This window comes from Massilia sp. BGA-UO-ETr-WB1 (genome assembly GCF_059567845.1).
The window spans coordinates 549930-571006 of sequence record NZ_JCAQOT010000021.1 but is presented as its reverse complement, the minus strand read 5'-3'; the positions used below and the strand labels follow the sequence as shown (position 1 = coordinate 571006).

Sequence of the window (21077 nt, the reverse complement as noted above, 5' to 3'; positions counted from 1 at the left end):
ATCCTTTTACTTGCTCCGGCGCCACCGTCGATTCAGGGACGCCGCATCAACGATGGGTCCGACACCAGGGGTGCCGGTACGAGCTGGTCTATGGTGAGGAACTGGCTCCCCGCGCTCCCCATCCACTGCAACAGCAGTTGCGCGTTGCCGGTCGTGCACTCCACCGGGAACTGCCTTGCCCCTGCGGCAAGCAGCCAGGTGGTGCGGACGATGCCGTCGACTATCGACAGGGCTTGTCGATATTGTGATTGGGTGCCTACGCGCCTCCTCACCAGGCCGAGCCAGCGTCTGTAGGTGGCACGCTCTTCCTGGACTACCCAGCCATTGATATTCGGGAGCGGGACAGGTTGCCCCTCGCCTTGGCCGAAGGCAGATTCGACGGCGGCGTAGTTCTTGCGTTTCTGCCAAGCGCCTGGATCGAGATTTGCCACCTCGTGGTCGCCGCTCCAGGGCTGCTGCCAAATGTTCAGAAGCCGTTGCGCGTCCACGACCAGTACCGCGCGGTGCTCGTTCCTTGTGGCGCTGCGCGTGACGCACAGATGGACGTCGCCCCGGTGTGCCGTTGGCACCCTGAACACGGCGCCAGGGACGCCATCGATGTCTTGCAGCCCCGCGAGAAATTTCATGTTCATTCCTTATTTTGTCGTCTGCAGTAGTGCAGTGGATTTTACCGGCCCGATTTTCCTGACGCTTAATTCCAGGTGCGGTGCGCCACTTTGCGTTCCAGCCAGGCACGCAAGCGGTTGGCATCGGTGGCGCGTGCATACTTGCCCTGGCCGCCCAGCAGGACCATCACGACCGGACGGCCCGCCACGACCGTCTGCATGACCATGCAGCGTCCCGCTTCGTTAATGTAGCCGGTCTTTTGCAGCGCGATTTTCCAGCGCCGGCTGGCGATGAGACGGTTCGAATTGTGGTAGCTGGTGGCATGCGTTCCCTGCATCACGGCGTGGGCGCGCGTGGTGGTATAACTGCGGATCAGGGGCAAATCCGAAGCGGCGACCACCAGTTTGGCCAGTTCGGAAGGTGTCGATACATTGGCGCTGGACAGGCCGGTGGCATCCACGTAGCGCGTCCGTTTCATGCCCAGCGACCTGGCTTTGGTGTTCATGGCCGCGACCAGGGCCACGCGCCCACCGGGATAGTGCCGGCCCAATGCTGAGGCGGCACGGTTCTCCGAACTCATCAGGGCAATGTGGAGCATGTCGGCACGGGTAAGACGGCTGCCGACGCGCAAACGGGAGGACGAGAACTTGACCCGGTCGATGTCCTCCGGTGTGACTGTCAGCAGTTCAGACAAGTCCTGCCTCGATTCCAGCACCACGGCGGCCGTCATCAGTTTGGTGATCGAGGCAATCGGCATGAGTTGACCGGCATTTTTTTCAAACAGTACCTGGCCGGTGCCAGGATCGAGCATCAGCGCTGCACTGGAACGCAGCTTGAGGAGACCCATGATAGGCCGCGTAGAACGGGTCCGGTAGCGTGGCCGCTTTTCGGCAGGTGCGCGAAGGCGCGGCTTGATGAGACGAATGCCGTGCGAAGGCGCCTGGAAGCGCTTGCTGTGCGGCTGCGCGACATGTCGTGGCGTTGCGTCGCCGGGTGTCGGCCATAGCAGAGCGCAAAACAGGGATAGCAGCACAGGAACTGGCCAAGCGTACCGCTTCATGCGCGAGCCTCCCCCGCAGTATCTGTGCCGGCATCGACAACGCCGCCTTCCCGGCCGGCGGCCTCAGCTCTTCCACCCGCCCGATGAAACGCCACGATGACGCGCAGTCCGCCATGCGGCGGGGGGGCAGTTGACAGTGCCACACTGGCCCCCATGCTGGCCGCGACGGTGCTGACGATCGACAGGCCCAAGCCGGAGCCCATCTGGCCGTTGCCCAAGACGCGGTAGAAAGCGTCGAAAACCCGTTCGCGCTCGCCCTCAGGAATGCCGGGCCCACTGTCGTCGATGCATAATGCGGCCTGGCCTGGCCCGTTGTGGACGGCGATGTCGACACTGCCGCCATCAGGTGTGTAGCGGATCGCGTTGTCGATCAGGTTTTTGACCAGGACCGTCAAATCCAGATGGTGCGCGCGCACGCGCACGTCATCGCTTCCGACCACGCCGACGTCGATGTTTTTCTCCGCCGCCAACGCAATCAGATCCTCCAGCGCCTCGCGGATCACCGATTGCAGAGAGATTGTTTGCTTCGTTTCCACGCTTAACTCCTGGGTTCTGGCCAACGCCAACATTTGATCGAGCAAGACGCGCGTGCGCGTCAGGCCGTCGCGCAGCGCGGCCAACCGGGCGGCCGCGTCCGGCTGCAGGGCTGCCCCCGCAAGCCATTCGGCCTGTAGCGACATGGCGGTCAAGGGCGAACGCAACTCGTGCGCCGCGTCGGCCACGAAGCGCCGCTGCAGCGCCATCGAACGCCCCACTCGCGACAGCAAGCGGTTGATCGCCAACACGAAGGGCTTCACTTCGGACGGCAGGTCGACCACGTCCAATTGACCGAGGTCGTGTTCGGATCGGCGGCCCAGGCCGTCCGCGAGGGTGGTCAGCGGTCTGAACATCTTTCGCACCAGTACTGCCACCAGTAGCGGCAGGACCACCACCAGTATCAGGTAAGGAAGCAGTGTGCGGGTGGCGCGCGCGCGCGCCAAAGCATCGCGCACCGAGGTTTGCTGGGCCAGCGCGAGCCGCGCGCCATTGGCCGTGGTGGTGACAAATACGCGCCAGCGCTCAGAACCCACCGAGACGGTCTGCAGGCCGTCCACCAGCGCGTTGGAAAAGACTGGGGCGCGTGAGTGTCGATTGAGGCCGGCCGGCCCATTCAGGAAGCGCATCACGACGCGCTGCTCGAACCTGATCTCGCTCATCTGGGTATTGACGGCGGCGCTGGACGACACCGCGTTCAGACGGCCGATCAGCAAGGCGGTCTGCCGCAGCTGTGTGTCCTGGAACTGATGCGCCTCATCCACCGCCGTTAAGAACGACAGCAGCGCGGCGGCTGCGGCGATGCTGATAATGGCCATCGCCAGCCAGATTGACAGCTTGGTCTGCAGCGAGGGCGCTACACCTGTTTCGATACCATCCATCCCACCCCCCTGACGTTCTTGATGCTCTCAGCGCCGAGTTTCTTGCGCAGCGCGTGAATGAGGAATTCGACTGCGTTGCTCTCGACTTCCTCATTCCATCCGTAAATCTTGGCCTCCAATTCGGCGCGCGACAGGATCGCGCCGGGCCGCGCCAGCAGTGCCTGCAGCAGTGAAAATTCGCGCGCCGTCAAGCGCACGGACACCTCTGCGGCGGTCGCAATGCGCGTGGCTGGATCGAGCGCCAAGCGCCCATTGGTCAGTAGCGGACTGCCGACGTTGCCCTGTCGCCGCGCGACCGCACGCATGCGCGCCAGCAATTCGCTGATCTCGAAAGGCTTGACCAGATAATCGTCGGCGCCGGTGTCCAGGCCGGCGATCCGGTCCCCGGTCGCGTCGCGCGCGCTCAGCACCAGAACCGGCACGGGATTGCCGCGCGCGCGCAACTGCTGCAGCACGTCCATGCCGTCGAGCGCAGGCAGGCCCAGGTCTAGCAGCAGCATGTCGTAGGGCTGCGCGCCCAGCGCAGCGAGGGCACTCTGGCCGTCGCGTACCCAGTCGATCGCGTAGGCGGCCTCGCGCAGGGCCTGCTGCACCGCATGGCCTATCATGCGGTCGTCCTCGGCGAGCAGCACACGCATGCTTTTTCCTTTACTCGCTGTCGTGCGGCGCCACGGTGTGCGGCATCGCAAACATTTCGCTGGCGATGCGGGCGATGTCGTTGACGCCGGCGCCCGCCCCCATATGGGAGGTCAACCACCGGGCCTGGCCGCCATCGTCCATTAATTGCACAATCATACGGCAGGCTGCCGCGAAGCCAGGGTCCCGCGTGCGCGCACTAAGGCGTACCAGATCGGATTCGATCACTTCACGGATCGGTCTCGCTTTCCCGGATTCGGGATCGATCCAGCGCCCGTCCACCCCGTCGCGCGCTGCATTGAAGCGGTTCCAGACATACAGCTCCTCGGCCCCCTCGGCCGGCCAGCGGCCGGGAAGCGCGTGCACCTCGATGCATAGTTCCCGCACATAGCTTGCCAGCGCGGCGGCATAGGCTGGTCGCAGCGGCGTATCGAGCACACGCAGTTCGACCGTGCCGTACTCCGGTTTGGGACGCACATCCCAATAGAAATCCTTGATGCTGTTGACGATGCCGTGGCCTGCCAGATAGTCGAAATGGGCGGTGAACGCGTCCCAGCTGCGTATGTGCGGCGGCATCACACCGCTCATCGGAAAAGCGCCGACCACATTGCTGCGGGCGCTGCAGAAGCCGGAATCTTCGCCTTGCCAGTATGGCGAGTTGGCGGACAGGGCAATGAACAAGGGCGCACGCTGGGTGAGCCAGGCACAGGTGCGGATCGCCTCGTCGGCGCTCGACACACCGATGTGCACATGCATGCCAAACACCGTGAACATCTTGGCCAGATAACCGAACTTTCTGGCTGACTCCCGATAGCGCGCCTTTGGATAAATGCGCTGCTCATTCCAGCGCTGGAAGGGATGGGCACCGCCGCCGGAAATAGCGGCCCCGACCTGGAAAGCGGCATGCTGGACGCTGCTACGGATTTCCTCCAGCTGCACTGCGGCCTCGTCGTAGCCGTGCAGCACGGAGGTCGCCACCTCCAGCATCGACGTGGTGATTTCCGGTGTCGCCACCCAAGTTTTTTGCTGCATATCGAGCAGGCGCAAAATCTCCGGGGCCGCCGGCAGCAAATCGTAGCTCAGGCGGTCAAGCACCATCAGCTCGAGTTCGATACCCATCGAGCCCAGGGCCGAGGCGGCGAAAGGTGGTAAGAAGGCGGGACCGGCGCCTGCTATGGCCATGTCCAGCGGCGTGGCCGTTGCGCCGGTATCGCTAATCATAGCTTTCTCCCTCATGGGTTTCCCCAGCCATACGCAGGCCGAGCCAGGTCAGACCCGGCGCCAGCAGAACGTTCAGTGCCAACAGCGCGGCCATGATTGCCGCGCCTTGCTCGCTCATGCCAGACGGGCCCGCCAGGGAAGTATCGACCACCAACGAGCCGAAACCAACGAGCGAGCACAGCGACACCGCCAGCGCGTTCTTCTTCCGTGCGCTCCAGGCGCGCGCGGGTACCAGCGCCGCCCGTGTCAGCACAATGCCGAACAGGAACACCGCCAGCGCGGCGAATAAGGTGGGCAACTGCATCAGCTGCCTGAGTTCGACAAGTGAAGCCGACATCATGAACAGCAGCGCATAGCCGATTTCCTGGCCGGTCTTGATCTGGGCCTGAAACACGTTGTCGCGGCTTTCGGCATTGCGAAGCAGCAGGCCCATCAATAACAGCGACAGCAGGGCACTGGCCGAACTGACCGAGCACAGGCCGAGATCCATCAACAGCGCTGCCAGCAGCATGGGTGGGCGCGTGGCGGCCCTGGCCTTGCACAAGCGGGCGGTGGCGGTATACAAGCCATAGCATAGCAGCGCAATGCCGGCGCCCGCCGCCAGTTTCACCCCCTGCCGGGACAATTCGCTGGCAAATCCCGGCAGCATGGCGCCGTCGATGCCGTTGTTGTTCCAGGCGAGCGCCAGTGACAACGCCAGCAGCGCAACAAGGTTGCTCAGGCCGACCATGTTGCCGCCGGCGAAAGTGGCGACGCCGCTGGCATTCGCATCGGCCACCATGGAGGCGAAGACCACGGGATTCACCGCGATCAGGATGGCGGCGACGAGGAAAGCCTCGTTCCACTCCAGCCCCACTAACGCAAGGCAAGCGGCGGCGCCTGCGCCGCGCAAGACACAGGCAGCTGCCAAGCTCGCACCCTGGCGGCCACAACGCCAGAGCCAGACCAGATCCATTTTCCGGCCCACCTCAAACAGAACCAAGGCAGACGCGGCGTTGAACAACTCCTGGAACTGTGCCAGCAAGGGCTGGTCAACCAACCCTGCTCCACTGACGCCGAGCAGCAAGCCGGCGATGACCGCGCCATATAGCTTGGGCAAGCCGCGCGCTTGCAGGGCCAATCCCAGCACCTGAGACAGCAACAGGCCGGCACCGATGATGGCGAGCGGGGAAAGCAGCAGCAGTTGCAGCGCGTTCAAATCGTCATTCATTGCTGACCTTCCAGGTCGCGGCGATGCCACTAAGTTCGCGGCTGATCGCGCCGGCCAGTCGCTCGATGTCGGCATCCCGCGCACGCTTGCTGTCGCTCGACGGCAAGGGCGCCGAGATGCGCAAGCGAGCGACGGCCCCATCCGCTTTTCGAGGCAGCCACAACTGTCCCCGCAACTGCCGGCCGTCGAGCCAGACTGCCTCGTAGACAGCCCCGCCGTCATCCGGCGCGAGCGGGCGTGGCAGGAGTCTGAATGGCGTGATCCACTGCGCCCCCGGATAGCGCCGCGCGAGGCGTAACTGCATCGCGGCACGCTGCTCAAGGCGCCCTTCGTTGGCGGCGTGCGGGAGATGGGGTTGTGCTGCGCTCATGCCGACGAGATCGACCGTCATGCAGACGGTGCCGCTCTCCCAGCGCCAGGCGCCAGGGGCGACCTCACCGGCGCGGCCGTTCAGATTGCGTTCCCATGCAGCCATCAGCTGATCGATCTCCTGGCTGGCGTTGGGGCGCGCCTGGGCAGGCTGCAGCGCACGGGCAGCATCAAGGAGAATTTGCCAGCGTTGCGTCTGCCAGGCCCGGGTGGCCGCCCGCTCCGATGGGGTCCAGCGCCATTCGGTGGCGCGCCAGCCGCCGCCTGCCACACGCTGAAGCACGACGACCCGCAGCACTTGCGTCGCGGGCGGTATCACACTTTGGGCCTGCCATGCCGCCTGCCATGCTTGGTGATTGGATGAACGCGGAGTGTTAGCGTGCTCGGCTGCCTGGCTCCAAGCCCACCATCGTGCCTGCGGGCTGACGCAGCCGGAACCGTCGTCGGCATCGCTGTTCCATCGGCGCACCTGCAAAAGGTTGCGCCAAGCGCAAACGGCCTCCGACTGCCGCCAGCCAAGCGGGGCGGCGCTAGCGACCGCTGTCGAATGCGGACAAGCGCGTAGGCGGTCCTCGGCCCAATAGCGAATGTCCGTGACCACCTGCGCTGACGTGTCGATCCCTGACGGTGCTGACCAAGCTGTGCTGGCCATGCATGCGAAGCATGCCGTAAGCATTCGGGCAACAACGTCCCAGTGAGGGTGCCTCCGTTGCCGCCATGCGCTCATTTTCGATTGAGTCGACAAATCAGTACCTTGATCCACAGAGTCCAGCGCCCGAGCCGATCGTCGGCGGCACTTGGAGGCAATGATACTGGTCGACAATTAGCAGTCACTTAGTGTCTGCGCTGCCGCCCAGCGCGTCGATCACGAGGCGCGCAGATTCGCCTGGGATGACAGCAACTCCGCTTCATAGTCCATGGTGTCGGGATCGGTGTCGAGGGGTTCACTCCAGAGATGGGTCATTTTTCGGCGCAAATCAACATCTCCTGCGTCTGCGGAAGAGATGGGGCGCTCACTTTACTACTGGTAGTGACGCAGAAGCCAAAAGCTAAGGCTTGTGTATTCCTAGTACAGCGGTAAATATCTGTCGTCGAGTGCAAGCTCATGTGTCGTTAATGCAAGCTCATATGTCGTCCGACGTCCGGCGCTTGACGGTCGCATGTCTGACGACTAATATAAATGACTCAAAAGTAAGTAAGATGGCAACACATCACTATCCCCATGCAAGCTTCGACTGACACCAAACCGCGCTGGGAACGGCGCAAGGACGCCCGCCCGCAGGAATTGCTGGAGGCGGCGCTGGAGTTGTTCGTCGAGCGCGGCTTCGCCGCCACCCGGCTGGAGGACGTGGCGCGCCGCGCCGGCGTGTCCAAGGGCACGCTCTACCTGTATTTCGAAAACAAGGAAGAACTGTTCAAGGCCGTGGTGCGCGCCACCATCGGCCAGGCGATCGGCCAGGCCGAGCTGGACCTGGCCGCCTCCGACGCGCCCAGCAACGCGCTGCTGCGCGAAATGCTGATGCGCTGGTGGGACCACGTTGGCGCCACCAAGCTGGCCGGCATCACCAAGCTGATGATGGCCGAGTCCGGAAATTTCCCGGAACTGGTGCGCTTCTATGAAGACGAGGTGGTGGCGCGCGGCAACGCGCTGCTGGTGCGCGTGCTGGAACGCGGCCTGGCGCGCGGCGAATTCCGTCCGCACGACCCGCAGGTGATGATGCCGGTGCTGAGCGCCCCGGTGCTGATGCTGATGATGTGGAATAACGCCTTCCTGCCCTGCGGCGGCGGCGGCAGCATCGACCCGGACCGGTACATGGCCGCCTTCCTCGACCTGGCCCTGCGCGGCTTGGCCCCGGACGCTGCGCCCGGCGTGCCGCAAAAATGAGCAGGCCGGGGCGGTTTTTGCGCGTTCAGCCCCCCGAATCTGCAGACTGTCGCAATTTCCCTCAGTCCGTCGCCGATATCGTTAATATGCCGTCCTGACCAGTTCAACGATAAAATGACGGATTATTTAATCCTTCACCGAGTTTAAAGATGAATATCGAACAAGCCCGCTTCAACATGATCGAACAGCAAATCCGTCCATGGGACGTCCTGGATGTGGACGTGCTGGAGGTGCTGAACGTGGTCAAGCGCGAGAACTTCGTCCCTGCCAGCCACAAGAACCTGGCTTTCGTCGACACGGAAATCCCGCTGGGCCACGGCGAAGCCATGCTGACCCCCAAGCTGGAAGCGCGCATCCTGCAGGACGTGCAGCTGAAAAAACATGAAAACGTGCTGGAAATCGGCACCGGCAGCGGCTACATGGCCGCCCTGCTGGCGCACAAGGGCCGCCACGTCACCACCGTCGAGATCGTGCCGGAACTGAAAGCGCAGGCCGAGCAGAACCTGGCCGCCGCCGGCGTCACCAATGTCACCGTGGAACTGGGCAACGGCGCGCAGGGCTGGGCCAACGGCGCCCCGTTCGACGTCATCGTGTTGTCCGGTTCGGTGCCCAAGCTGCCGGAGGCTTTCCTGTCCCAGGTGAAGGTGGGCGGCCGCATCTTCGCCATAGTGGGCGAGGCGCCGGTCATGTCGGGCGTGCTGGTGACCCGCACCTCGGACGGCTACGAGCAGAAGAAACTGTTTGAAACCGACGTCAAGCCGCTGCAATCGGCCGCTAAGCCGTCGCAGTTCACGTTCTGACCGGACGGGAGCGCCGCATGCAACACATTACTGCGCTGGAACTGGCCGACTGGCTGGCCGACGAAGCGCGCCCCAGCCCGTTTCTGCTGGACGTGCGCGAGAACTGGGAATACGAAACCTGCCATATCGCCGGCTCCACGCTGATGCCGATGAACTCCATCCCGGCCCGCATCGACGACCTCGATGAGGACGCGGCCATCGTCTGCATCTGCCACCACGGCGCGCGCAGCATGCAGGTGGCGGCTTTCCTGGAGCGCAACGGTTTCGGCAAGATCACGAATTTGACGGGCGGCATACATGCGTGGGCTGTTCAGGTCGACAGTGCCATGCCAAAATACTAATTGTTATTGATTCCACGGAGAACGCAATGCAGAAACCCTTAATCGCCTTGCTGATCAGCAGCGCACTGTTGACCATAAACGCACAGGCGGCCGACCTCATCCAAGTGTACCAGCAGGCGCTCGCCAACGACGCCACGTATGCCAGCGCGCGCGCTGCACTTGCTGCGGGTCAGGAAAGGACGACGCAAGGGCGCTCCGGTTTGCTGCCGGTGATCGGCCTGGGTGGCTCCAGCACCAAGGTCACCGGCGACTTCGAGGACAAGTCCGACAGTATTTTCTCCGGCAGCGGCCCGCGCGACAATTCGCGCAACCAGTGGTCGCTGAGCCTGTCGCAGCCGCTGTTCCGCTGGGACCGCTGGGAAAGCTACCAGCAGAGCAAGCTGAGCCAGGCCGCCACGGAAGCCGTGTTCGCGCAGGCCCAGCAGGACCTGATCACCCGCGTGGCGCAAGCCTATTTCGACGTGCTGACCGCGCAGGACAACCTGTCGTCGATCCAGGCGCAGAAATCGGCCACCACCGAGCAGCTGGCCTCGGCCAAGCGCAACTTCGAGGTCGGCACCCAGACCATCACCGACACGCACGAAGCGCAAGCGGCGTACGACCTGGTGGTGGCGCAGGAGTTCGCCGCCATCAACGACCTGGAAGTGAAGCGCAACGCGCTGCAGCAGATCATCGGCACCGCGCCGGCCTCGCTGTCGACGCTGCGCACCGGCGTCACCATGGCGGCGCCGCAGCCGGCCGCCATCGAGCCGTGGATTTCCTCGGCCGAGCAGCAGAACTATGCCGTGGTGGGCGCGCAGCTGAACCTGGAAATCGCCAAGCGCGACATTTCGCGCAACCGCGCCGGCCACCTGCCGACGCTGGACCTGGTGGCCAGCAAGGGCCGCGACAGCGTGACCGCGTCCGGCATCACCAAGACCAACGCGGTGGGCGTGCAGTGGAACGTGCCGCTGTTTAACGGCTTTGCCGTGACCAGCAAGGTGCGCGAATCGATCGCGCTGGAAGACAAGGCGCGCAACGACCTGGAAGCCACGCGCCGCGCCGCCGCGCAGAACGCGCGCACCGCCTTCCTGGGCATGAACAGCGGCCTGGCGCAGGTGCGCGCGCTGGAAGCGGCCGAAGTGTCGAGCAAGTCGGCGCTCGATTCGAACAAGCTGGGCTACCAGGTGGGCGTGCGCATCAACATCGACGTGCTGAACGCGCAGCGCCAGCTGTACTCCACCCAGCGCGACCTGTCGCGCGCCCGCTACGACACCATCATGAACGGCCTGCGCCTGAAGTCGGCCGCCGGCACGCTGAAGGAAGCGGACCTGGTGCCGATCAACGAACTGCTGGTGAGGTAAGCTGCGGCTTGCCTCCTCCGACGAAAACCCCGCATCTGCGGGGTTTTTTGTTTTATTGACAGACAGTTTGATTAAGATGATAATGAGAATCATTCCTATGTAGCCAGCCGGCCTTGGCAAGCCAACATTCCCCTCTGTCCCGGAGTCTGGCTTGGGCCTTGCCGCCGCACACGATCCTGTTGCCGATTTATATGCCCGCCACCACGGCTGGCTGAGCGGCTGGCTGCGCAAAAAGATGGGTTGCGCCGACAACGCCGCCGACGTGGCGCAGGACACCTTCGTCCGCATCCTCGGCCGTCCGCTCGACTGGAGCGAAGTGCGCGAGCCGCGCGCCTTCCTGAGCACGGTGGCGCACGGCCTGATGGTCAACCAGCTGCAGCGCCAAGCCATGGAACGCGCCTATCTCGACGCGCTGGCCGCCCAGCCCGGCCAGGCCAGCCCTTGCCCCGAGAGCCGGGCGCTGGCAGCTGTCGCCGGACGGCGTGCTGCTGTCGGCCAGCGCCTACCAGCTGACCCAGCGGAACGTGCTGACGCGCGACCCGGCGCAGCCGCAGCTGCGGCGCCAGCTGGGCGAAGTGCGCGCGCGCGGCGTGGAACTGGAAGCCAAGGGCCGCATCGGCCGTTACCTGAACCTGATCGCGTCCTACGCCTACACCGATGCGCGCACCACCAGGAGCTTGAACCCGGCCGAGGTCGGCAAACGCACCGAGTACGTGCCCTACCACCAGGCGTCGGTGTGGGCGGACGGCGAGCTGGGCGGCGGCTTGCAGGCCGGCCTGGGCGCGCGCCACGTGGGCAGCTATGCGGACGTGAACGGCACCGGCGCGGGCGTGCCGGCGGTGAACGTGGTCGACGCCATGCTGGGCTACCGGACCGGCCCCTGGCTGCTGGCGCTGAACTTCTCCAACCTCGGCAACAAGCAGGCGCTGGCCTGCGGTTCCGGCAGCTGCAACTACGGCGAAGGCCGCCGTGCCAGCGCCAGCCTGGCTTATCGCTGGTAACCCATCTTCTTCTTGGAGTTTGATTTGCGCATCAATCTACTGTGCGGCCTGGCCGCCGCGATGGGCCCCGCAACGGCGGCAATGGCCGCCGGCCCTGCACCGGACAACCACGTCCTGCCCCAGGTAACCGTCACGGCCGAGGCCGAAGGCCTGCTGCCGCAGGCGTACGCGGGCGGCCAGCTGGCGCGCGGCGGCCGCCTCGGCCTGCTCGGCAACGTCGACACCATGGACACGCCGTTCCAGCTCAGCAGTTTCACCGCCCAGGCCATCGCCGACCAGCAGGCCGCCACCGTGGCCGATATGGTGCGGCTGGACCCGTCGGTGCGCAGCACGGCGCCGGGCGGCGACGTGGCGGACGCGTTCTTCGTGCGCGGCTTTGCGCTGGGTGACAACAACATCGGCGAAATCGCCTTCGACGGCCTGTACGGCGTGGCGCCCAACTACCGGCTCATGGCCGACTACGCCGAGCGCATCGAGGTGCTGAAAGGCCCGGCGGCCATGCTGTACGGCATGTCGCCGAACAGCGGGGTGGGCGGCAGCATCAACCTGGTGCCCAAGCGCGCCAGCGCCGACCTGACCCGCGTGCGGGCCGACCTGTCGTCGCGTTCGCAGCTGGGCGGGCACGTCGACCTGAGCCGCCGTTTCGGCGCGCAGCGCCAGTTCGGCGCGCGCTTCAACGGCACGCTGCAGGACGGCGACACCGCGCTCGACCACCAGTCGCGCCGCGCGCGCATGGGCGCGCTGGCGCTGGACTACGAGGACGAGCGCCTGCGCGTCACGCTGGACGCCATCGACCAGCGCGAGCAGGTCGACGCGCCGACGCGGCGGCCGTTCCTGGGCGCCGGCCTGGCCGTGCCGCAGGCGCCCGGCGGGCGGCGCAACCTGACCCAGCGCTGGGAATGGTACGACAGCACCGAACGCTCGGCGCTGCTGCGCGCCGAGTACCAGGCGGCGCGCGCGCTGACCCTGTTCGCCAGCCACGGCGCGGCCAGCTCGGACGTGCAGCGCCTGTTCAACACGCCGTCCATCGTCAACGCCGCCGGCGACACCAGCGTGGCGCCGGCCCGGGCCGGCTTCGACATCGAGCGCGACGCCAGCGAAGCGGGGCTGCGCGCCGCTTTCGCCACCGGCGCCGTGCGACACCGGCTCGCGCTGCAATGGAGCCGCTACGACGACCGCTACGGCACCGGCTCGGTGGCCGGGCAGGCTTACGCGTCGAATATCTACCGGCCGGCCGAACGGCCGGCGCAGGCCGTGGCCGCGCCTGCCGCGCTGCCGCTGCGTTCCACCAACCGGCTGAACGGCGCCGCCGTGTCCGACACCATGTCCTGGTTCGGCGAGCGCCTGCAGCTGATGCTGGGCTTGCGCAAACAGGAAGTGCGCTCCGACAATTACTCGCTTGCCGGCGCCGTGACGGCGCGCTACGGCGAAAGCGCCGTCACGCCGATGGTGGCCGTGGTGGTCCAGCCTGCGCACGGGGTAGCGGTGTACGGAAATTACGTTGAAGGCTTGAGCAAGGGCGACATCGCGCCCGGCACGGCAAGCAACGCGGGCGAGGTGTTCGCGCCCTACAAGGCCAGGCAGCGCGAGGTGGGCGTCAAGGTCGACCATGGCCGGCTGATGACCAGCCTGAGCGCGTTCCAGATCACGCGCCCGGGCGGCTTCATGAGCGGCACCGTGTTCGGCGTGGACGGCGAGCAGCGCAACCGCGGCGTGGAATTGAACGCCTACGGCGCGGTTGCCGGCGGCCTGCGCCTGCACGGCGGGCTGGCCTGGATAGACGCCAAGCTCAGCAAGACCGGCAATCCCGCCACGGCGGGGAAGACCGCCGTCGGCGTGCCGGATCTCCAGCTCAGCGCGCAAGCCGAGTGGGATGTGCCGCAGCTGGCGGGCCTGACCCTGACCGGCGGCATGCTGCACAACAGCGCACAGTACGCCAACCCGGCCAACAGCCAGCGCTTGCCGGCCTGGACAACTTTCGATGCCGGAGCCCGCTACCGCACGGTGGTGGGCGGCAACAAGGTGGTGCTGCGCGCCACGCTACGCAATGCCGGCGGCAAAACCTACTGGTCCGGCGCGTCCACCTGGGGCACGCTCACGGCGGGGGCGCCGCGCAGCCTGCTGCTCTCGGCCACCACGGACTTCTGAGCGGGCCGCGCCGGGGCCGGCTGTGCGCTTAGGCGTGCAGCCCGGCGCCGGCGGCGTCGAACTTGCGCTCGATCAGTTCGATCTTGTAGCCGTCCGGGTCGGTGACGAAGGCGATCACGGTGCTGCCGCCCTTGACCGGGCCGGGTTCGCGCGTGACGTTGCCGCCGTTGGCCTTGACGGCCGCGCAGGCGCTGACGATGTCGTCGGCCGAGATGGCCAGGTGGCCGTAGGCCGTGCCTTGCTCGTATTCGGTGACGCCGTAGTTATAGGTCAGTTCCAGCTCCGCGTGGTCGGGATTGGAACCGTAGCCGACGAAGGCCAGCGTGTACTTGTATTCGGGATTGTCGCTGGTGCGCAGCAAGGTCATGCCCAGCACCTTGGTGTAGAAATCGATGGAGCGTTGCAGGTCGCCGACCCGCAGCATGGTGTGCAGTATGCGCATAGAAATCCTCGTTAAAAGCAGGATTCTATGCGCTTTGCCGCGATCGTGCTGGCGCTGCTCAGCGTTGTGCTCAGCGTTGTGCTCAGCGTTGTGCCCAGCGCCGTCGCTTAGCGGTTGCCGGGGTTGCTCGGGTTGTAGCCGGTGCCGCCCAGGTCGCTCTGCAGGGTGCTGCTGCCCGAGCCCATCACGCTGCCGCTGGCGGTGCGGTAGCCGGCGCCGGGCGTGGTGCCGTAGTAGCTGTGGATCTGGTTGCTGAACTCGGCGCTGGCCATGTCCGGCCAGTTGTCCTTGTCGAAGCCGGGGGCGTTTTCCAGGCGCTCCTTGCTCACGTCCAGGATGAAGCGCTTGTTCACGGTGTCCAGCTCCAGCGCCTGGAAGGGCACGGCGAACAGCTTGTTGCCCATGCCCAGGATGCCGCCGAAGGATAGCACCGCATACGCCACTTGCCCCGTCTGCATGTCGAGCATGATCTCCTTGATGTCGCCCAGGTCCTCGTCCATGCGGTTGTACACGTCTTCACCCATCAGCGTGTCGGCCCCCATCAGGCGCGGGCCGGGGCCGTTGTCGGTGTCGCGGTAAATGCCAAAAGTGTCTCGGTCCAGATAGCTCATTGTCGTCTCCAATTAGAGTAAGGCCGGCCGGGCAAAAACCGGCAAAAGGTTGCCCGTCATGCGTGCTCTTTCAGTTGCCCTTCGGCGTTACGCGCCAGATGATGTTGCCGACGTCGTCGGCCACCAGCAGCGCGCCGCTCTTGTCCACTGCCACCCCCACCGGGCGGCCTTGCGCCTTGCCTTCCCGGTTCAGGAAACCGGCCAGGAAATCCTGCGGCGGACCGGAGGGCTGGCCGTTGGCAAACGGCACAAACACTACCTTGTAGCCGCTGTGCGGTTTGCGGTTCCACGAGCCGTGCTGGCCGATGAAGGCGCCGTTCCGGTAGCGCTCGGGAAACAGCTGGCCTTCATAGAACGCCAGGCCCAGCGAGGCGGTGTGGCCGCCCAGCGCGTAGTCCGGCGCGATCGCCTTGGCCACCAGTTCCGGCTTGGGCGGCTTGACGCGCGCGTCCACGTGCTGGCCGAAGTAGCTGTAGGGCCAGCCGTAGAAGCCGCCTTCCTTCACCGAGGTCAGGTAGTCCGGCACCAGGTCGTTGCCCAGCTCGTCGCGTTCGTTGACCACGGTCCACAGCGCCTTGCTTTGCGGCTGCCAGGCCATGCCGTTCGGATTGCGCAGGCCGGTGGCGAACAGCTTGGCCTTGCTGGTGGCCAGGTCCAGCTGCCAGATGGCGGCGCGGCCTTCCTCCTTGTCCATGCCGTTCTCGCCCACGTTGCTGTTCGAGCCGACGGTGGCGTACAGGTATTTTCCGTCCGGGCTGGCGATGATGTTCTTGGTCCAGTGGTGGTTCAGCGGGCCGCCCGGCAAGTCCATCACCTTCACCGGCGCGGCCGTGATCTCGGTCTGGCCTTCCTGGTAGGGGAATTTCACCACCGCGTCCGTGTTGGCCACGTACAGCTCCTTGCCCACCAGCGCCACGCCGAACGGCGAGTGCAGGTTCTTCAGGAACACGGTGCGGGTTTTCGCCACGCCGTTGGCGTCGATGTCGCGCAGCAGCGTGATGCGGTTGGCCGACGGCGTGACCGCGCCCGCCTTCTTCATCTGCGACTTCATGATCTTGCCCTTGATGCCCTTGTCGTCCTCCGGCTTGGGCGGGGCGTTGCTTTCCACCACCAGCACGTCGCCGTTGGGCAGCGTGTAGACCCAGCGCGGATGGTCCAGGTCCCGGGCGTAGGCGCGCACCGTGAAGCCGGCCGCCGGCACCGGCGCCCCGCTGGCGGTCCAGCGCGCCACCGGCGCCACGTTCACGGTGGGAATCAGCGAGCGTTCGGGCGCGGGCAGCGCGGGCTGCGGACCGAAGCCGGGCGGATATTGCTGCGCCTCGGCTGCGCTGGCCATGACGAGCAGCGCGGCAATCGAAAAGGCGGTGACGGCAAGCGCCGGGCGGATCGGTTGGACGTTCGAACTCATGGGCGGCTTTCCCTTAATCCTGTTTCACGTCGGCTTGCGGCTGGGCTTTGCCGGGCGCGCGCGGCTGCACTTTTTCCACGCCGCGCGTGCCGTGCAGGTCGGTGTCCACCAGGCCTTGTTCCAGGTCGCTGGCAGCTTGCCGGATGATGCTGCGCGCTTTGGGCGGATGGCCTTCGGGCGACTCGTCGCGCTCGTGCGGCAGGCGCTTGCCGCCGTCGCTGCGCGCCGGCGCAGCGGTGTTGACCTGGCGGTCTTTGGCTTCGGTAACCATGATCGGCCTCCCTTGTCGGCATTGAGGAACCATCTTAGCGCCGCGAACGGTGCGCAGTCGCGCAATTGAACTTTATTGAAATAATGCATCTTTGGCATGAACTCAGGTAACATTCCTGCTGTTCCGTTTGCCCATAAGAGAACTCAGCCGTGAAGCCCGAACTCGCCGACAGCCAGTACCATCACGCCGTGCCCGCCAACTGCCTGAACTGCAATGCCGACATCAGCGGCAACTACTGTCACAACTGCGGCCAGGAAACGCGCACCCATGCGCCCAGCTTCATGGAGTTTGCGCACGAGTTCGTCGGCCACTACGTGGCGCTGGAAGGGCGGCTGTGGGGCACTTTCACGCGCCTGCTGTTCCGCCCGGGCGCGCTCACCAATGAATACCTGGCCGGGCGCCGCAAGCGCTACGTCGAACCGCTGCGCCTGTACCTGACGCTGAGCATCCTGTTTTTCGCGCTGCTCAAATTCACCAATACCGAAGTGATCAACCTGGACGCCAAGGCGCCGCGGCCGGCCGCCGAGGTGGCGGAGTCGGTCAGGCAGGAGGCGTCGGGCATACGCCGGGAAATCGTTGTCAACGGCACGGTCAAGGACCAGGAGGGCCGCGACGTGATGCTGCAGGACACCGTGCGCTCCAAGTCGCCGCGCCTGGCCGACGCCATCGAGAACTTCGACAAGCTGCCCGCCGAGCGCAAAGGCGAGGCGCTGTCGGACGGCTTCTTCCGCTATGGGCCGTACGCCATGTTCGCGCTGATGCCGCTGTTCGCGCTGTACCTGAAGATGCTGTACCTGGGGTCGGGAAGGCGCTACGGCGAGCACCTGCTGTTTGCGCTGCACACCAGTTCGTTTGCCTTCGTCATGTTCGCGGCGATCAAGCTGATCCCGGAAGATAATTTCTTCACCTTCGTGCTGCTGTGCTGGCTGGTCGGCTATCTGCCGTGGGCCATGCGCCGCGTGTATGGCGGCAGCAGGACCGTCACGGCGCTGCGCTGGATGGCGCTGATGACGGCGCACTGCATTTCGCTGGCCATCGCCATTACCCTGGCCATGGGCGCCGGCGTGGCCACGGCGCACTAGGCAAGGCTGCCTACTCCGGCATCACGGCCGGCTGCCACAGCTCGACCTTGTTTCCGTCCGGGTCCATGAACCAGCCGAAGCGGCCGTAGTCGAAGCTCTGCGGGTCGCCCACCAGTTCGGCGCCGCCGGCCACCACCTGGGCCAGGGCCTCGTCCAGGTTGTCCACCACCAGGTTGAACATGAATTCGCGCTTGGACGGCGCGAAGTAGCCGGTGGTGTCCTTGAAGGGGCTGAACACGGTGCAGCCGCCGGCCGGCATGGCGCCGGGGAAGAAGGAGGCGTAGTCGGTGGACTCGCCGGGGAAGCCCAGGTGGGCCTGGTACCACGTCATCAGCGCCTGCGGGTTGCGCGATTTGAAAAAGACGCCGCCCACGCCCAATGCTTTTGCCATGCCGTTCTCCCTGTTCAAAATGGTTGTTGTTATTCTTGGTGCAATCTTGCTTGCGCTCCGCCGCCCGCCGTTTTATACTGTTTGCATATACAGTACTTGTGTGCGTATTTGTATGCATCGGATGCATGGCAGAAGGCTGCATTATCGGTTACTCTGACTGGTGTTGCCACCCCAAGTTGCTACCCTAATCAAGACCGAGAGATCTATGCCCGCCACGCACGCCTTATTCAACACCATCGCCCTGGTCGTCCGGCAGAACACGGCCGGCATCGAAGCCCCGGTCCGCAGCCTGCTGGCGTTCCTGACAGAGGGCGGCCACAACGTTGTGCTGGAGGCGGAAACGGCGGCCCACCTGGGCATGCGGGGCTACCCGGCCATGACGCCGGACGAGATCGGCCGGCACGCCAGCGCGGCCATCGTCATGGGCGGCGACGGCACCATGCTGGGCCTGGCGCGCCAGCTGGCGCCGTACGACGTGCCGCTGATCGGCATCAACCAGGGCCGGCTCGGCTTCATGACCGACATTCCGCTGGAAGGCATGCTGCCCATCCTGTCGCAGATGCTGGCCGGCAGCTATCAGGCCGAGCGGCGCACCTTGCTGGAAGGCAGCGTGCGGCGCGACGGCAAGGAAATCCATGTCGGCCTGGCGGTCAACGACGTGGTGGTGTCGCGCGGCGCCGGCGCCGGCATGGCCGAGCTGCGGGTGGATGTGGACACCCACTTCATGTACAACCAGCGCTCGGACGGCCTGATCATCTCCACCCCCACCGGCTCCACCGCCTACGCGCTGTCGGCCGGCGGCCCGCTGCTGCATCCGACGCTGGGCGGCATCGTGCTGGTGCCGATCGCGCCGCACGCGCTGTCGAACCGGCCCATCGTGCTGCCGGACTCGAGCGAGATCCAGATCGAGATCGTGCGCGGGCGCGACATCACCGTCAATTTCGACATGCAAACCTTTGCCAGCCTGCAGGCGCAGGACCGCATCATCATCAAGCGCTCGCCGCACGCCATCACCTTCCTGCACCCGGAAGGCTGGAGCTACTACAACACGCTGCGCGAAAAGCTGCACTGGAACGAATACCCGTCCACCGACGGCAAGCTGGTCTAACTCACTGGTCTAACTTCACTCTGCTATTGCCCATGCTTCGTACACTGTCCATCCGCGACTTCGTCATCGTCGACACCATCGAACTGGAATTTTCCGCCGGCTTCACAGTCTTCACCGGCGAAACCGGCGCCGGAAAATCCATCCTGATCGACGCGCTGACCCTGGCGCTGGGCGGCCGCGGCGACGCCAGCGTGGTGCGCGAAGGCGCGCCCAAGGCCGACATCACGGCCGACTTCGCGGTGACGCAACAGGCCGCCGCCTGGCTGGCCGCCAACGAATTCGCCAGCGACGAGGGCGGCGCGCTGCTGCGCCGCGTGATCGACAACGCGGGCCGCTCCAAGGCCTACATCAACGGCGTGGCCGCCACCGCCGCCCAGCTGCGCGAACTGGGCGACATGCTGGTCGACATCCACGGCCAGCACGCCCACCAGTCGCTGCTGAAGACCGACGCGCAGCGCGAGCTGCTGGACAACCAGGCCGGCATCAAGGAGGCCAGCGCCGCCGACGATCTGAAGGCGGTGGCCGCCGCCCACAAGGCCTGGCGCGCGCTGGCGCGGCAACTGGAGGAATACGAAACCAATGCCGCCAACCTGGCCTACGAGCGCGAGCGCCTGGAGTGGCAGGTGGGCGAACTGGACAAGCTGGCCGCCAAGCCCGGCGAGTGGCAGGACATCTCCAACGAGCACAGCCGCCTGTCGCACGCCGCCAGCCTGCTGGAAGGCGCGCAGGAAGCGCTGGCCGCCATGTCCGAATCGGAAGACCATCCCATCGTCTCGCAACTCGGTTCGCTGAGCCAGAAGCTGGGCAAGCTGGCCGCCATCGACACCGAGCTGCAGCCCGCGGTGGACCTGATCGAATCGGCCCGCATCCAGCTGCAGGAATCCGTGTACGCGCTGAACACCTACCTGGACCGGGTGGAGCTGGACCCGGACCGCCTGCGCCAGGTGGACGCGCGCATGGAGGCGCTGCATTCTGCCGCGCGCAAATTCCGCGTGGCGCCGGACGATCTGCCGGACGAGCACGCGCAGTTGTCGGCCAAGCTGCGCCAGCTGGCCGACGTCAGCGACCTGGACGGCCTGCGCCGGCAGGAGGAAAAGCTGAAGGCCGCCTATATGGACGTGGCGCGCAAGCTGTCGGCCACGCGCGCCGCCGCCGCCAAGGGGCTGGCCGCCGCCGTCACGCAGGCTATGCAGGAACTGAACATGACGGGCGGCGCCTTCGACATCGCGCTCAACCCGTGCGAGCCGGGCGCGCGCGGCCTGGAGCAGGTGGAATTCCTGGTGGCCGGCCACGCCGGCGTGGCGCCGCGTCCGCTGGCCAAGGTGGCCTCGGGCGGCGAGCTGGCGCGCATCGCGCTGGCCATTTCCGTCATCACCTCCAACGCCACCACCACCCCGACCCTGATCTTCGACGAAGTCGACAGCGGCATCGGCGGCGGCGTGGCCGAGGTGGTGGGGCGGCTGCTCAAGCGCCTGGGCCAGGCGCGCCAGGTGCTGTGCGTGACGCACTTGCCGCAGGTGGCCAGCCAGGCCGGCCAGCACTTCCAGGTGGCCAAGGGCACGCTGGACAACGGCAAGACCGCTTCCCGCATCGACGTGCTCGACAGCAAAGCCCGCGTGGAAGAAGTGGCGCGCATGCTGGGCGGCCTGGAAATCACCGCCACCACCCGCAAGCACGCCCGGGAGTTGCTGGCGTCGTAGCCCGCCGCCACGCGGCCCCCGTATAATGG

21 protein-coding genes and 1 pseudogene are annotated in these 21077 nt (G+C 65.7%); 10 read left to right on the top strand and 12 right to left on the bottom strand.

The window, feature by feature from the left end; translation table 11 throughout:
• Nucleotides 1-32 precede the first annotated feature (32 nt).
• The 7 genes from AC56DV_RS07275 to AC56DV_RS07245 form a co-directional block, all read right to left on the bottom strand.
• A complete protein-coding gene (locus AC56DV_RS07275; protein WP_496313618.1) occupies nucleotides 33-626 on the bottom strand; it encodes a plasmid fertility inhibition factor family protein in 594 nt (197 codons plus the stop codon).
• A gap of 65 nt (nucleotides 627-691) precedes the next feature.
• Complete coding sequence (locus AC56DV_RS07270; protein WP_496313617.1) at nucleotides 692-1453, bottom strand: serine hydrolase; 762 nt, start codon at nucleotides 1451-1453, stop codon at nucleotides 692-694.
• 209 nt (nucleotides 1454-1662) lie between these two features.
• Nucleotides 1663-3081, bottom strand: coding sequence for an ATP-binding protein (locus AC56DV_RS07265; protein WP_496313616.1), 1419 nt, complete (start codon nucleotides 3079-3081; stop codon nucleotides 1663-1665).
• Nucleotides 3057-3719, bottom strand: a complete 663-nt coding sequence (locus AC56DV_RS07260) for a response regulator transcription factor (protein ID WP_496313615.1) — start codon at nucleotides 3717-3719, stop codon at nucleotides 3057-3059. The genes AC56DV_RS07265 and AC56DV_RS07260 overlap by 25 nt, the downstream gene beginning before the upstream one ends.
• A gap of 10 nt (nucleotides 3720-3729) precedes the next feature.
• Complete coding sequence (locus AC56DV_RS07255; RefSeq protein WP_496313614.1) at nucleotides 3730-4938, bottom strand: YbdK family carboxylate-amine ligase; 1209 nt, start codon at nucleotides 4936-4938, stop codon at nucleotides 3730-3732.
• Nucleotides 4931-6148 carry a cation:proton antiporter domain-containing protein gene (locus tag AC56DV_RS07250; protein WP_496313613.1) on the bottom strand — a complete coding sequence of 406 codons (1218 nt, stop codon included), beginning with the start codon at nucleotides 6146-6148 and terminating at the stop codon, nucleotides 4931-4933. Before AC56DV_RS07250 ends, AC56DV_RS07255 begins: the two co-directional genes overlap by 8 nt.
• Nucleotides 6141-6815, bottom strand: coding sequence for a hypothetical protein (locus tag AC56DV_RS07245; protein WP_496313612.1), 675 nt, complete (start codon nucleotides 6813-6815; stop codon nucleotides 6141-6143). The genes AC56DV_RS07250 and AC56DV_RS07245 overlap by 8 nt, the downstream gene beginning before the upstream one ends.
• Before the next feature lie 924 nt (nucleotides 6816-7739).
• Between AC56DV_RS07245 and AC56DV_RS07240 the strand changes: the two genes are divergently transcribed.
• The 7 genes and pseudogenes from AC56DV_RS07240 (at nucleotide 7740) to AC56DV_RS07210 (ending at nucleotide 14035) form a co-directional block, all read left to right on the top strand.
• Complete coding sequence (locus tag AC56DV_RS07240) at nucleotides 7740-8402, top strand: TetR/AcrR family transcriptional regulator (protein ID WP_496313611.1); 663 nt, start codon at nucleotides 7740-7742, stop codon at nucleotides 8400-8402.
• A gap of 149 nt (nucleotides 8403-8551) precedes the next feature.
• Nucleotides 8552-9202, top strand: a complete 651-nt coding sequence (locus AC56DV_RS07235; RefSeq protein WP_496313610.1) for a protein-L-isoaspartate O-methyltransferase family protein — start codon at nucleotides 8552-8554, stop codon at nucleotides 9200-9202.
• A 17-nt stretch (nucleotides 9203-9219) separates the two neighbouring features.
• Nucleotides 9220-9543, top strand: a complete 324-nt coding sequence (locus tag AC56DV_RS07230; RefSeq protein ID WP_161070910.1) for a rhodanese-like domain-containing protein — start codon at nucleotides 9220-9222, stop codon at nucleotides 9541-9543.
• 26 nt (nucleotides 9544-9569) lie between these two features.
• Complete coding sequence (locus tag AC56DV_RS07225; RefSeq protein WP_496313609.1) at nucleotides 9570-10886, top strand: TolC family outer membrane protein; 1317 nt, start codon at nucleotides 9570-9572, stop codon at nucleotides 10884-10886.
• Nucleotides 10887-11121: 235 nt separating this feature from the next.
• Nucleotides 11122-11214, top strand: a pseudogene (locus tag AC56DV_RS07220) (sigma-70 family RNA polymerase sigma factor); the annotation flags it as partial.
• Between the two features lie 154 nt (nucleotides 11215-11368).
• Entirely contained in the window at nucleotides 11369-11887 is a 519-nt protein-coding gene (locus AC56DV_RS07215) for a TonB-dependent receptor domain-containing protein (RefSeq protein ID WP_496313608.1), read from the top strand.
• Nucleotides 11888-11911: 24 nt separating this feature from the next.
• Complete coding sequence (locus AC56DV_RS07210) at nucleotides 11912-14035, top strand: TonB-dependent receptor (RefSeq protein ID WP_496313607.1); 2124 nt, start codon at nucleotides 11912-11914, stop codon at nucleotides 14033-14035.
• Nucleotides 14036-14063: 28 nt separating this feature from the next.
• On the opposite strand, the gene gloA is transcribed toward AC56DV_RS07210, so the two are convergent.
• The 4 genes from gloA to AC56DV_RS07190 all read right to left on the bottom strand — a co-directional run bounded on the left by gloA (nucleotide 14064) and on the right by AC56DV_RS07190 (nucleotide 16767).
• Entirely contained in the window at nucleotides 14064-14477 is a 414-nt protein-coding gene (gene gloA, locus AC56DV_RS07205) for a lactoylglutathione lyase (protein ID WP_496313606.1), read from the bottom strand.
• Nucleotides 14478-14584: 107 nt separating this feature from the next.
• Nucleotides 14585-15088 (bottom strand): PRC-barrel domain-containing protein, encoded by a 504-nt coding sequence (locus AC56DV_RS07200; RefSeq protein WP_496313605.1) that lies wholly within the window; start codon nucleotides 15086-15088, stop codon nucleotides 14585-14587.
• A gap of 70 nt (nucleotides 15089-15158) precedes the next feature.
• On the bottom strand, nucleotides 15159-16496 hold the full coding sequence (locus AC56DV_RS07195) for a PQQ-dependent sugar dehydrogenase (RefSeq protein ID WP_496313604.1): 1338 nt from the start codon (nucleotides 16494-16496) through the stop codon (nucleotides 15159-15161).
• Nucleotides 16497-16509: 13 nt separating this feature from the next.
• Entirely contained in the window at nucleotides 16510-16767 is a 258-nt protein-coding gene (locus AC56DV_RS07190; protein WP_496313603.1) for a hypothetical protein, read from the bottom strand.
• A gap of 149 nt (nucleotides 16768-16916) precedes the next feature.
• On the opposite strand from AC56DV_RS07190, the gene AC56DV_RS07185 reads away from it, so the two are divergent.
• Nucleotides 16917-17849, top strand: coding sequence for a DUF3667 domain-containing protein (locus AC56DV_RS07185; protein ID WP_496313602.1), 933 nt, complete (start codon nucleotides 16917-16919; stop codon nucleotides 17847-17849).
• A gap of 10 nt (nucleotides 17850-17859) precedes the next feature.
• On the opposite strand, the gene AC56DV_RS07180 is transcribed toward AC56DV_RS07185, so the two are convergent.
• Complete coding sequence (locus AC56DV_RS07180) at nucleotides 17860-18240, bottom strand: VOC family protein (RefSeq protein ID WP_496313601.1); 381 nt, start codon at nucleotides 18238-18240, stop codon at nucleotides 17860-17862.
• Nucleotides 18241-18445: 205 nt separating this feature from the next.
• On the opposite strand from AC56DV_RS07180, the gene AC56DV_RS07175 reads away from it, so the two are divergent.
• Complete coding sequence (locus AC56DV_RS07175; RefSeq protein WP_496313600.1) at nucleotides 18446-19348, top strand: NAD kinase; 903 nt, start codon at nucleotides 18446-18448, stop codon at nucleotides 19346-19348.
• Between the two features lie 32 nt (nucleotides 19349-19380).
• Complete coding sequence (recN, locus tag AC56DV_RS07170; protein ID WP_496313599.1) at nucleotides 19381-21048, top strand: DNA repair protein RecN; 1668 nt, start codon at nucleotides 19381-19383, stop codon at nucleotides 21046-21048.
• Nucleotides 21049-21077 lie beyond the last annotated feature (29 nt).